The following is a 13,874-nucleotide window of genomic DNA, read 5'->3' as shown; positions in this document are numbered from 1 at the left end:
AGTGTTAATTGTATATATATTTTCATAGTTGGTTATGTTTTTTATGAGTACGAAAACTTTGGAGAGTGTAGTACTATGTACTTTATCTTACTTGAACAATACAAAATCTTATACGACAGCATTTAAGAAAAATTTAATAGAAGCTTTTGAAGCTGGGTTTATTACGGAAGATCAGTATTCTCACATGTTATCACATACAACAACCTTTATTAAAAAGATCGAAATATATGAAAGCGTATTCTCAGAATTTTGTGAGCTTCATAAGTTAAATTAAGCATTGACTTACTTGTAATTTATTACTTTATAGTTTATGTATTGGTGTTTTTAGATGTATGACTCTTTAAAGTTTTAGTGATAGAAGATTTATAGGGTTGTATTTTTTATTTATTTGTATAGTTTTTAGTGATTAACGTTTAGTATTTTATTTAGAATTATAGATGCTTTATAATTATGTACATAATAAGTAGCACTACTATTATTTAAATGATATTTAATTAATTTTTAATAATAATCCTACATCACATTAAAAATAGACAGTAGTCTTTTCTTTGATATTTTATAGAGTGTACAACTAATGTTAATATATTTAATTAATGTAGTTGTTATATTTATATAAAATACCTTTTTATTGATATAAATTTTTATTATGTAGTTATTACATTAAAACATATTGTAATTGAATACTAAATTTCATTAATTGGTAGTTTAATATTATTAAACTAATATTGTAAGGCTGGTATACCTTTAATAATGCTATTAATCCTTCACATTTAGTTATTTTAAATAATGATTGTTTTTTTTAAGAAGTTATACAATTGAGCATCCTACATTTCATTGTAAATATGGTAAATGAAAATCTGTGTTAGTTAACTAGAATAATAAGTCTCTTGACGAAAAATGTATTTATCACTTCTTTTATAACTGAATTAGTATCTTTATAGAACTCCAAATCACTTCATGCTAGGTTGACAAGCTATGAATAAATCACATGTAACAAAATTGTGTGAATATATATAATTACAGGAACACAACTGATAGAATTAACTTATTATTTATAACATTGTATTTACACTTGATTCATTTCTTAATTAAATAAGCATACTATATATAAGATTTTTTTTTTTGATAACCATTAATATTATTAACTTATCTTATTATGTTATTCAGTCCGATTAAAATTATCATCTGGTTTTTGTTTTATTTTTTAGAGGTTTAATATAAGATAATGTACAGTAATTGGACTATTAGTTAAAAAATAGAACTAGATATGTAATTGTATCTCTACCATACTAAAACACATATCAGATACTTTGTAATTCTTTTACTGATATATATATAATTTGCAATACATACCTTTCATATCATTTGATAATAACACTTTAATGTTTTTTATAATATAATACAAAATCACAATAATAAGCTACTCAAAATTTACTATCTCTTAGTATCATTGTTGTAGATGTTAATATTCAGTACATTATAAAGAATAGCACATTAAATATAATCCTATATTGATTTAAGTAATAATATATCAATATGTTAGTTCCTCAATCAATACGATATTATATAAATATAGAATGACAAATAGTTAAATTTCCAGATTTGTGACTACTTAGTATATTGTTTAGGAAATATCATATACTATACCAAAAATAATATTTACACCTACAAAATGATTCAGATAAACTGAAATTAGATTTAGTACTATACACTATAATGTAAGATAATATTAACAACAATATGTAACTAGCGTTAATAAATATACCTTATTGTATTATTAACTATATAATTCATTATTTAATCTTATACCCTACTCTAATATAAAAATAAAAAAATAAACTATATAATTTATATTTATATAATCCATACCTATAGTGTTATCCAGTTTACTAAATGTTCTATATATGTCTAAATAATAATACTATACTAATACTACAAATAAATATTTAGGCATTATAAATTTTATATAATAATATATAGCAAACTTCACAACCATTTCGTAATACCACTATAATTCAATATGTATAATGTTGAATAGAAGTAATGTGTAAAATTATATATTAGCTACCAAATTCTGTATTAATGCAACAGAATTATTAAATATGCTATTTTCTTCCTCAGTTAATTGAAGTTCTACTATTTTTTCTACTCCATTTTTTCCAATAATTATAGGAACACCTACAAATAAATCGTGAACTCCATATTCTCCTTTTAAATAAGCTGAGCAAGGTAACATCAACTTTTTATCATTCAAATATGAGTCAAGCATTAATACAGCAGATTCAGCAGGCGCATAGTAAGCTGACCCTGTCTTTAATAAACTTACTATTTCTTCACCTCCTTTTCTAGTTCTCTCTACGATTTCTGTAACCTTATCATGTGTAATCATTCCAAGTTTTATTAAGTCAGCAATAGAAACACCAGAAACTGATGAATATCTAATCAAAGGTAACATTATATCTCCATGACCACCTAATACTAAAGAATCCACACTTTCTACTGAAACATTTAATTCTTTTGCAATAAAATATGAAAATCTTGCTGAATCTAAAACACCTGCCATTCCAACAATCATATTACTAGGCAGATGTGAATATCTATACATTGCCAATACCATAACATCAAGTGGATTAGTTACTACAATAACAAACGCATTTGGAGCATATTTTGCAATATTAGTTGCTATTTCTTTTATTATATTAACGTTAGTACTAATAAGATCATCACGACTCATACCAGGTTTTCTAGTTATTCCAGCAGTAACAATAATAGCATCAGCATTTTCAATATCTGCATAGTTATTAGTTCCAAATATTTCACCATTATATTTGCCTATAGGTGAAGACTCAGCTATATCAAGTGCTTTGCCTTTAGCCATACCATCATTAATATCTAATAAAACAACATCTCCCAAATTTTTTAATCTAATTAGATATGCTATCATGCCACCAATATTACCTGAACCAATAAGAGCAATTTTTTTACTCTGAATCATCATGTCCCTCATTAAAATAAAAATACCTAAAGACTACTTTTACCATATTATTTGTATAATAATAATTAAATTTATAATAAAATCAATTTTGTGCAAACCTTTGTAATTCAATGCTAACATTTGCATTTTTTCCGCAAGCAAGACACTTATGTACCTTTAAGCAACAATGAGCTATTCTGTCATCTTGCATAATATAATCCATTAATTCTAGAACTAATGTTTCCAATAATGAAAATTTATGTGAACTTACAAAATTTATCAAATTATTAGTAAATTCGTGATAGTCAATTGTATAGTTAATGTCGCAAATAGAATCATAAAATTTAAGAGTAATCTCACAATTTATTACTATCCTTTGTTTTAAGACATTTTCCCAGCAACGAATTCCTACCTGAGAGTAAGCTATTAAGTCATTAATTTGTATTTTCATTTATTATTAAATAAAAAATTACCTAAAGTTAATAATATACTGTAAACATATTTTTTTCATTCTATCACTGAAAGTCAGTACTACAAATAATTACTTTATTACAAATTCCAATTTTATATTACCTATTTACATAAATATTATCTTTGTATTTAATCTTAGTATAGTATAAATATCAATATTAGAATAACAGATGCGTAATAGAAAATATGTTTTTATTTAATTACTTTCCTTTTCTAAAAAAAAATAAAGATAATCAAGCTAACGACAATATTTCTTATTCAGGTGGAATAAGAAGATTTACTAGCATACTAATAGACCTAGTGTTTTTAATGTTTGTTTTACAAATTATACATAATGTATATTCATATTTTTTCATACATAGTCAGATGAATGATACGATGATAAAAGTTATGGAAAAATATAAAATGGGTGTTTCGTTAACTGAAGAAGAATCACAAATAAAAAATAAATACCTTTATAGAGCTCTATGTGGACAGATAATTCAAGCCATCATACTATATATATATGCTGTCTATGGTTGGAGTAAATATTCTGCAACACTAGGAAAATTTATTATGGGATTAAGAGTAGTTGATGCAACAACTTTTGAAAAAATAACATTATCCCAATCAGTAAAGCGCTTTTTTTCTTCTGCTCTTTCTTGTATACCATTTTGTATAGGAATAATGTGGTGTAACTTTAATAGACGGAAACAAACATGGCATGATAAACTTGCAAATACTGTTGTAGTAACTAATAAAAGTTTAAAAAATTATCACAAGAGATAAAGATTTGTCATTACTATAAATTAAATGTTTTTTTATAAATTCATTTTATAAAGTATATATTTAATAGTTAATTATTATACTTATTGTTGACTATTACAGTATGTTATATACATATATTAAAGTACAAGTGTAATATTCTTTATATAGATATAGACATTTATCATATACTTTTTAGAGTAGTAGTTATTATAATATGATGTCTTAATAATTATAGAAAATTATAAATAATTATGTATATTGCTAAACTGATAAATTATAAATTGAGTATTAAATAATATTATGTACTTAAGAATTCTATTACTATAGAATGAGAGATTAATTATAATACTATACTGTAATATTAATAGTACCAAAACCTATAGCTTAGGTATGATAATATATCTGAAAAAGATTTTTTATTCTGAATTCAAGAAAAAGTTCCACATTATACACCATCATAAAAGTCAACAAAATTTCTTTATAAATTATAGCGTAATAAATAATTGATAAAAACACGAATTTAGATTGCATATATGAGGCATACAGCTATAGATATAAAAAACTCGCAATTTTCAATAGAAATATATATTTTTTTATTTGAGATGTTACTTAACACATAAAGATAATGAATACGTTTTTTTATCTATAATTGTAAATTAGTTATCTGTTTTATAGTATTTTACATACTGAACGTTATTTTTTAGAATTGTGAGCCTATAAACAAATTGCAATTCAGAAAAACCGTTTTCATTAATAGGTTTTTCAATATATCATTCCTTTGAATGAAAGTTAACATTACATTTCACTAATAAGTATTATAAAAACTTTTACATATTATATATAGCATATAGAGTACTACACAAAGTAATATTAAATTTAGTTAACCATCAGTTTAGATCTAAAAGCTATGATCATAAAAAACCAAAAAATCTCTTTATTAATGATAAATAAAGATGATTATAGTGAGGATTAACAGTATGACGTAAGTACTGAAAATTCAATATTTATATTGCTAAAAGTTATATTAACATGACTATTTACAAAAAAGTTTTTTTTAAACTTAAATACATTATTAATATTCTCAACTTGAATAAATACTGATTTATAGTAATATACAAATGTCATATAAATTAAAAAATTTTTATTTACTATTGTTAGATTGGTGAATTTTCTATAGTAAAAAAGAGTCATATAAAAGGCTACGTTTTATTTAGCAGTAGTAATTACTTAAGGAAAAGTGGTATTTATATACTGTTCAATTTGTTATTTATAAAAAGTCATACAAAAAAACATAATCTTATCACTATATTACATTATAACTTATAAAACCATATTTACACCTTTGTACTATTAATAATTAAACATTTTCTTAACTACCTCTATGTGAATGCTTTATAAAAAAAATAAAAATTCTAAATTTTATCTAGAAATAAATACCAATTATATTGCAACTTTATACACTATTTCTACTTAGACATAAATATATTAAGGAACAATTCCATCTTTTTTTTTCTTACATACACATAATCTATCAATTAGTAGTATCAGTATATTTAACCTTTTAAATATACGCACACATATATCAACAATCATAATAATCTAGTTAATTAATAACTTAGTATATGAATATGCTATTTTACTTTCAAAATACCACAATATAATTTGTAAAACAAACATTAAAAACACTAAGCCTATTAGTATGCTGGTAAATCTTCTTATTCCACATAAATAAGAAATATTGTCGTTAGCTTGATTATCTTGATACTGATTAAACATTTTTCCTGCAAAAAATGAGTACTTTAATAAATAAAAAAATTTATAATAGCCAATCAATATTTTAAATATTATATAATAGAAATTGTGTATATTAAGATACTACTGTATTAATAATTAACTAGACCTTTTTATGCTTTCTAACGGCCATCTTGCTTTTGGAGCAAAATCTAAATTAGAAACATAACCTTTAGATAAATTTTCAATACCAGCCCACCCAACCATAATTCCATTATCAGTACATAACTCAGTTGGAGGATATAGCACCTCAAAATTATTATCTTTTACACAAATTGATATACGATTACGTAATAGGTGATTAGCTGCAACACCTCCAGTTACTACTAACTTATTAATCTTACAATTTATAGCTTGTGACATATGAATAGCATTAGTAATCCTGTTTACCAATATATCACCAATACAATCTTGAAAAGAAGCTGAAATATTACATATAAAATCATTATCTATATATTTTTGATTTACAACAATATTTCTTACTGCCGTCTTAATACCGGAAAAAGAAAAATCACATCCAAAACGATTGATTAATGCACGTGGTAGAAAAAAACTTTTGCTATCACCCATTATGGATTTTTGTTCAATAATTGGCCCTCCAGGATATCCCAAATTTAACATTCTTGCTACTTTATCAAATACTTCACCAAGGGAGTCATCTAAAGAAGAACCTAATCTTTGATAACATCCAACATCATGAACTATTAAAAACTGACAATGTCCGCCAGATATGATCAATACTAAAAATGGAAAATCAATATCATGAAACATTCGTATTAGCAAAGTATGTGCTTCTAGATGATTAACCTCAATAATAGGCTTATTAGTAACGCTGGAAATAGCTTTAGCCATCATTACACCTATAATTAGTCCTCCAATAAGACCTGGACCTGAAGTAACTGCTATAGCATCAATATCTGCTAAGTCGCATCCTGATTCCTCAATAGATTGAGAGGTTAAGTCATATAAATAGTTAATATGTGCACGAGAAGCAATTTCAGGTACAACTCCACCATAGACTACATGTTCTTTTTGTGAAAGTACCTTATGTGATAAAACTTGCTTATCACTTCTTACGACAGCAACAGCTGTTTCATCACAGCTTGTCTCTATTGCTAATACTACTTTTAGCAAATTGCTTACCACAATATTCTATTTTATAACTCCAATTTCCTTATAATAACGTTTTGCACCGTCATGTAAAGGTGTAATATCTGACTGTACCATGTCTTTTACAGTAAGATTTCTAAGAGCTCCAGTAATTCCATGTAGTTCATGTAAATGGCTAACCAAAGATTTAACAACTTTATAGGCCAACTCATTGCTTAATTCAGTAGTTGTTATTAAAGAAGCTTTTACTGAAACAGTTTGTATATCAGGTAAGTTACTGTATAACGCACCACTAATAATATCCCTTTTATAATAGGGATACTTAGTATGTAATTTATCTATGAGATCATCATCTAAAGAAATAAATTTTATATCACAAGTTGCTGCTGCTTCTTGAATTGCAGCATTAGGATGTCCAACAACATCTACCATCACATCAATTTTATTATCACATAATGCTTGAGCTTGCTCTGATGATTTTAATTCTGCCATAACAGCAAAATCTTTTCTTTCCCATCCTTTTTCATTTAACAATTTTAACATTGCTATTCTTACACCAGTACCAGGACTACCAATATTAACTCTTTTGCCTTTTATATCATCAATAACTGATATATTAGAATTCGCCCTAACAACAATTGTAAGATACTCTTTATGTAATGAAGATAATATTCTTAGATGCCTCATTGCTGGCATTTTTTCATATAAACCAATACCATTATATGCATAGTACTCTAAATCAGATTGAATAATACCTATATCCATATTTGCATAACGCATAGAATTAAGATTATATACACTACCAGTTGTAGAAGATATAGAACAAACTATGCTGTTATTATCATTACCATAATCAGATGCAATAAACCTACATATGCTACCTCCTATAGGATAATATACTCCAGTCATAGAACCAGTACCAATTAAAATATACTGTTTATCTTCTGATGAGTCAGTTGAAGCAATAGCAGCATTACAAAACACATTAACAACAACTAAAAACGTAACCAATATTTTCTTCATTAACTTTGCCCCACATTTATAGCACTACATATTATATTAAAAAAACTCTCCATATCTAAACTAGCACTACCAACTAAAACACCAGATAATTGATTTATACTGACAATATCACCTACATTAGTATGATTTACTGCTCCACCATATATGATATCAGATACATAATCATATGACCTAATAATCTCTAAAGCTTCTATTATTACATCAGTAGAAGGTATTTTATTGTTCCCTATTGCCCATACTGGCTCATATGCTATGATAAACTTACCATTTTTAGGAAAAGATTTACTACATTGACTTAATAAAGTATCTTTTAGCATACCATTTTCCCTATCTAGTAAAGTTTCTCCAACACAAATAATTGGTATTAATCCTGATTCGATCGCACATTCAGCTTTTAACCTAACATCATGATCAGTTTCATGAAACGTACTCCTCCTTTCAGAGTGACCCACTATTACATAACTACATCCAGAGTTATATAACATACTAGCACTAATTTCTCCAGTGTACTTCCCACTAGATACATAACAACAGTTCTGTCCACCAAACTTAATATTATGTGGACAATTAACATAAGTAGATAACGCAATAAATGGTGGGCATAATACTACCTTTACTTTATCTTCTATATTAATTAAACGGTTACTAAGCTCCTTTGTAAACGAAGAAAAAGTAAAAAAATCACCATGCATCTTCCAGTTAGCAACGATGAGTAATGACATAAAACTACTTAAAGTAAAATGATGTGCCGACTATAAGACTCGAACTTATAACCTACTGATTACAAGTCAGTTGCTCTACCAATTGAAGCTAAGTCGGCTATAACATCTCCGTATTTTATATACACATATCACAAAAGTCAATACTCTGATAAATTATAATTTGTATATATAAGCATACTACTTACCAGTATAATGATATTAGAAATTTACAAAATTTAATAATCCAATTTAAAAAATTATGAATGATAATTACATGATAAATCCTAAAAAAGAGTTAAGCCAATGTTTCATTCACTCAACTGATATTACAGATAAAATAGTTAATTATGCAGGAAACATTAGCAATTTTTCAATTATTGAAATTGGTCCCGGACTTGGTACAATGACTTATTCAATACTCAAAAAGAATCCTAAAAAATTAATCTCTATAGAGAAAGACAGTAGATTATTACCAATACATGATAAAATAATTAAAAAATTTCAAGGTAAATATGAATTCATATTATCAGATGCATTAGATATTGATTTACGAAATATAGCGAAACCACCAGTAAAAGTAATAGCAAATTTACCTTATAGTATTGCAACTCTACTTTTAATAAAGTGGATCAATTATATTAATTTCTTTCATAGCTTTACATTAATGTTCCAAAAAGAAGTAGCAGATCGTATAATAGCACAACCAAATAACAAAAATTATGGTACTTTATCTATACTAACTCAATTATTTGCTGATGTGTATAAAATGCAGGATTTTGGTCCTGAAATTTTCTCACCAAAACCTAAAGTGTTTTCATCTGTAATAAATATTGTAGTATTACCACAACCTAGATTTGATGTAAATTATGATAAATTACGTAAAATTGTAAAAATAACTTTTAACCAACGTCGTAAGATGATAAGAAGCACATTAAAGCAAATTACTAACAATACAGATGAAATTTTACATTCTTTAAATATTCCAAATAATTTACGTCCTGAAAATTTATCAATAAAACAGTTCTGTGATATTGCAAATTGTATATAATCTAAATATAAAAAAATCAATTATTAGTATTATATAATACTAATATTTGGATAGCTAATATTACGAGTATATAGCACTATACTTGTAATAGGTTAATTTATTACTTATAAATATTCATTACTCAATATTTATAAGTAACTTATGTGTTGAAAACCTAACAACAAAAACAATTTTTATGAATTATAAATTGTACATAAGCTTACAATTCTAAAAAATAATGTTCAGTATATATTCTTAAAATAAAAAAATCAGTATTGTGGTTATGCATAAACATATTTGTATACTTATTATTGCGAATTAAAATAAACATTTTATTGAAATATAAAAAAACTTTAAGACTTGCATGCTCTAATAATAGATATAATACATAAATTACAGAGATAATGTCATTATATAAAAGTATATAGTAAGTAATATAAATCTTAAATAAGCAAAAAATGATAAGATTAACATATACTAGCTATATCAAAAATTGTAAAACTTATTAACCTGCTTTTGAAGAAGGCACAACTTTATAATAATATTGAATAAATTCTTTATCAAACTTTGTTTATTTATACAGATAATATAAATCATACTTTTGGTATACCCTTTGAAGTAGAATACTGAAAATTTAACGGAGAATTAGGATATACAATATGATATATGTCATGACATGCCATAGCAGATTCCGAAAAACCTGTTAATATTAGTTTTATTTTACCTGGATAAGTAGATACATCTCCAACTGCATATATTCTGTTACGATTTGTTCTACACGTTGCAGGATCTATAACAATTTGATAACCACTTATTGTAATCCCCCAGTTTAAAATAGGACCAAGATTTGCAGAAGTACCAAAAAATGGTAATAAGTAATCAACCTGTAATGTTAATTCTTCACTAGTTGTAATATTTTTAACAACTACATAATCTAATTTACCATCCTTACCACATAACTGTTTGATTTGATATGGCACAACAAGGTTAATTTTTCCACGCTGAAATAAATCATCTAGTTTTAATGAAGTATTAGGAGAACAACGAAAATTTTTTCTTCTGTGTACCATGTACAGTTGCTTAGTAACTTTAGAAAGCTCTACTGCCCAATCAGCAGCTGAATCTCCTCCTCCAGCTATCATTACACTTTTATCATAAAAATCCGAAATCTGTTTAACAGAATAAAACACAGATTTATTCTCAAAATCAATAATATTATCTACAGGAAGGCGATTTGGTCCAAATGCACCAGATCCAGCAGCAATTATAATTGCTTTACATTGTATAACCGTTCCATAATTAGTTTTTACTAATAGATAATCTATATACTCTTCTATTTTTTCAGCCACCTGTCCTAATAAATACTGAGGATCAAATGGTTTTGATTGTTCAACTAAGTTATTTATTAATTCTTTAGCAGTAATTATTGGATAAGCAGGTATGTCATATATTGGCTTTTCTGGATATAAGGCAACACATTGACCACCAATTTCATTTAATGAATCAATAACACAACATTGCATACTAAGCATACCAGATTGAAATACTGTAAATATACCAATAGGGCCAGCACCTATAACTACTATATCAGTTACATAATCAACCATATTTTTTTCCAGTATATTTTTATATGCTATTACATTAAACTAAAGGAAAAAACTTATCTAGCAATTATTACATAATAATTCATGATATAAAAAATTTTATATTCTAGAAGGAAACAATAATACACTTTTTATACGCTTAATACTATGCAAGTGTCTTATATATAGAAAAAACTAATTATAAAAATATGTAGGATATTGATATATTATAAGCATACTGATATTGTACAAATTTCTTTGTTTTTTTATTACCAAATATATATAGTGACCCATTATTAATAAAAATACTGACTAGATATAATATTTATAGAAAATAATAATGACAACACTGTTAAGAATACCATTACAATTATATATTACACAATATAATAATTTTTATGTAATATATCCTTTAGTTAAATTATGTACTGATAATATGAATTATAATGGAGTTGTCTAATGTCAAAAATCTACTTAAAGGTTATATTTTTAACTAAGACTTATTTCAATTTCCTAACATGAATTTATCCTGCAACTGTTATATCATCTATTCTTATAGTAGGTGAATTCACTGAACCAAAAAACATTAAGTCATTTGCAACTGACATTTCAGAAAACATATGCTGTAACTTACTAGCAATTGTAAGTTCATTTACCGGATAAGATATCTTTCCATTTTCAATAAAAAATCCAGATGCTCCTTGACTATAATCACCAGTAATTAAATTAATACCAAAACCGAAAAGATCAGTAATATATAACCCAGATTTAATATCTGATATTAACTCATTAACAGATAAATTTCCACTTTGTATATAAAAATTACTTACTCCAGGAGTTATAGACCCATTAGAATGCCTAATAGCGTTTCCACTACTTTTCATCTTTAATTTATTAGCTGAACGAATATCCATAATCCAAGTATTTATTATACCACTTTCCACTACTAATTTCTTACTACCAACAATACCTTCTCCATCAAAAGGTCTAGAAGATATACCACCTACCATTAACGGATCATCTATTATAGAAATACTACTTGAAAATGCATTTTTCCCAAGATGATTACTTAGAAAAGAAGCATCATTAGCTATATTATCGCCTCTTATAGCATTAGCAAAATTTTTTAATAATGTTCTAGCTATGCGATTTTCAATTACTACTGGCATCTTAGAAGTTTGTATTTTCTGAGGATTTAACTTACTAATTGCTCTTGATGCAGCCTCTTTACCTATTTTAATAGGGTCTTTCATATCACTAAAGTTACATACAGAAGAAAAATCATAACCTACTTCCATATTACCATTAACACTAGCAATTACAGAAACAGAAGCTGTGAAATTAGATTTACTATAAGAACCAATAAAACCATTTGAAGTAGCTAAAGCAATATCAGTCATTCCATGAGAAAAAGAAGAACCTTCAGAATTAGTAATTTTATTACTATAATTTAATGCAGCATTCTCCATATCTTCTACAATCTTTTTACATTGGTCAATTGTGATAGTACTTTTATCAAATATCATCAAATTATAGAAATTTTCTGTTGAAAAATCACCATCATATAGGGAAATATATGGATCACCTGGTGACAATTTTGCTATAGCAATAGCTCGATCTATCAATTCTTCAATATTACTAAATTCATTTGAAGACACACAAGCAAATTGATTATTATTTACAATAACCCTAATTCCTATTTTACAATTCTTAGATTGAACTACCTCATCAAGTTTGTGTAATCGTTGGGATAAAGATAATCTACTGTTATTACATACTACAACATCACCAATATAACCTTTATTTTTTATTTTATGTATTGTATCATCAGCTATATTTATAATATCCAATTCTTTTCTCCCAAGATCAATTAATACTATTAAAAAACTCACGTCTGAGTTCTACATTATTCTGAAATATACCAAGAGCACAGCTTGTCTGCAACAATAAATCACTGTTATTTTCCTCATAACAGAGCACACATTCATGTGTTGCATTAATTACTACAATTACTCCTTTAGAAACTAAATAACTATTTATAGATTCTGCTATATCTACAGTTAATCTTTCTTGAACTTGTAGCCTTTTTGAAAAATAATTTACTAACCTTATAACTTGACCAATAGTAAATATGACTTTATCAGGAACATATCCAATATTTACTTTTCCACGCATTGGAATAATATGATGTTCACAATAAGACACAAATCCAATATCCTTAAAAGTGATCATACTATCATAACCTTCGTTAGGCAATACTGAACCTCCTATCACTAACGATATATCTTGATACCCTATAAAAAACTTTTTATAAGCATTCAACATACGTCTCGGAGTACCAATAAGCCCAGGCCTATCAACATCATCACCTATCCATCTTATTAGTAAACTAATTGCATCCTCAACTTCATTTTCAGAAGGCTTCCTATTGTTCTTCATAAGTTAAT

At 26.1% G+C, this 13,874-nt stretch carries 12 protein-coding genes and 1 tRNA gene; 3 read left to right on the top strand and 10 right to left on the bottom strand.

Annotated elements, in window-relative coordinates; translation table 11 throughout:
• Window positions 1-43: 43 nt before the first annotated feature.
• Complete coding sequence (locus tag ERUM_RS02245; protein WP_231089396.1) at window positions 44-274, top strand: hypothetical protein; 231 nt, start codon at window positions 44-46, stop codon at window positions 272-274.
• Window positions 275-2,053: 1,779 nt separating this feature from the next.
• Here ERUM_RS02245 and mdh read toward each other — a convergent pair.
• Together mdh and ERUM_RS02235 are read right to left on the bottom strand one after the other, a co-directional pair.
• Window positions 2,054-2,998 carry a malate dehydrogenase gene (gene mdh, locus ERUM_RS02240; RefSeq protein ID WP_011155091.1) on the bottom strand — a complete coding sequence of 315 codons (945 nt, stop codon included), beginning with the start codon at window positions 2,996-2,998 and terminating at the stop codon, window positions 2,054-2,056.
• A 79-nt stretch (window positions 2,999-3,077) separates the two neighbouring features.
• Window positions 3,078-3,425 carry a dihydroneopterin aldolase gene (locus ERUM_RS02235; protein ID WP_011155090.1) on the bottom strand — a complete coding sequence of 116 codons (348 nt, stop codon included), beginning with the start codon at window positions 3,423-3,425 and terminating at the stop codon, window positions 3,078-3,080.
• Window positions 3,426-3,631: 206 nt separating this feature from the next.
• On the opposite strand from ERUM_RS02235, the gene ERUM_RS02230 reads away from it, so the two are divergent.
• Window positions 3,632-4,213 carry an RDD family protein gene (locus tag ERUM_RS02230; RefSeq protein WP_011155089.1) on the top strand — a complete coding sequence of 194 codons (582 nt, stop codon included), beginning with the start codon at window positions 3,632-3,634 and terminating at the stop codon, window positions 4,211-4,213.
• Window positions 4,214-5,791: 1,578 nt separating this feature from the next.
• On the opposite strand, the gene ERUM_RS02225 is transcribed toward ERUM_RS02230, so the two are convergent.
• The 5 genes from ERUM_RS02225 to ERUM_RS02205 all read right to left on the bottom strand — a co-directional run bounded on the left by ERUM_RS02225 (window position 5,792) and on the right by ERUM_RS02205 (window position 8,936).
• Window positions 5,792-5,968: a hypothetical protein gene (locus tag ERUM_RS02225; RefSeq protein ID WP_231837247.1), complete on the bottom strand. Its 177-nt coding sequence runs from the start codon at window positions 5,966-5,968 to the stop codon at window positions 5,792-5,794.
• 114 nt (window positions 5,969-6,082) lie between these two features.
• A complete protein-coding gene (gene tsaD / locus ERUM_RS02220) occupies window positions 6,083-7,129 on the bottom strand; it encodes a tRNA (adenosine(37)-N6)-threonylcarbamoyltransferase complex transferase subunit TsaD (RefSeq protein ID WP_011155088.1) in 1,047 nt (348 codons plus the stop codon).
• Window positions 7,130-7,135: 6 nt separating this feature from the next.
• Window positions 7,136-8,116: a TAXI family TRAP transporter solute-binding subunit gene (locus ERUM_RS02215; protein WP_011155087.1), complete on the bottom strand. Its 981-nt coding sequence runs from the start codon at window positions 8,114-8,116 to the stop codon at window positions 7,136-7,138.
• Complete coding sequence (locus ERUM_RS02210; protein ID WP_011155086.1) at window positions 8,116-8,838, bottom strand: triosephosphate isomerase; 723 nt, start codon at window positions 8,836-8,838, stop codon at window positions 8,116-8,118. Before ERUM_RS02210 ends, ERUM_RS02215 begins: the two co-directional genes overlap by 1 nt.
• A gap of 24 nt (window positions 8,839-8,862) precedes the next feature.
• Window positions 8,863-8,936 (bottom strand) — tRNA-Thr (locus ERUM_RS02205).
• Window positions 8,937-9,076: 140 nt separating this feature from the next.
• Here ERUM_RS02205 and rsmA point away from each other — a divergent pair.
• The gene (rsmA, locus tag ERUM_RS02200; RefSeq protein WP_011155085.1) at window positions 9,077-9,865 is read left to right on the top strand and encodes a 16S rRNA (adenine(1518)-N(6)/adenine(1519)-N(6))-dimethyltransferase RsmA; all 789 of its coding nucleotides are present in this window, start codon (window positions 9,077-9,079) and stop codon (window positions 9,863-9,865) included.
• 572 nt (window positions 9,866-10,437) lie between these two features.
• Here rsmA and ERUM_RS02195 read toward each other — a convergent pair.
• The 3 genes from ERUM_RS02195 to folE form a co-directional block, all read right to left on the bottom strand.
• Window positions 10,438-11,451, bottom strand: coding sequence for an NAD(P)/FAD-dependent oxidoreductase (locus ERUM_RS02195; RefSeq protein WP_011155084.1), 1,014 nt, complete (start codon window positions 11,449-11,451; stop codon window positions 10,438-10,440).
• Window positions 11,452-11,951: 500 nt separating this feature from the next.
• Window positions 11,952-13,319, bottom strand: a complete 1,368-nt coding sequence (locus ERUM_RS02190; RefSeq protein WP_011155083.1) for a TldD/PmbA family protein — start codon at window positions 13,317-13,319, stop codon at window positions 11,952-11,954.
• On the bottom strand, window positions 13,294-13,866 hold the full coding sequence (folE, locus tag ERUM_RS02185; RefSeq protein WP_011155082.1) for a GTP cyclohydrolase I: 573 nt from the start codon (window positions 13,864-13,866) through the stop codon (window positions 13,294-13,296). Before folE ends, ERUM_RS02190 begins: the two co-directional genes overlap by 26 nt.
• Window positions 13,867-13,874 lie beyond the last annotated feature (8 nt).

It is taken from the genome of Ehrlichia ruminantium str. Welgevonden (assembly GCF_000026005.1).
GTDB lineage: Bacteria > Pseudomonadota > Alphaproteobacteria > Rickettsiales > Anaplasmataceae > Ehrlichia > Ehrlichia ruminantium.
This window is presented reverse-complemented; position numbering and strand designations above follow the sequence as displayed.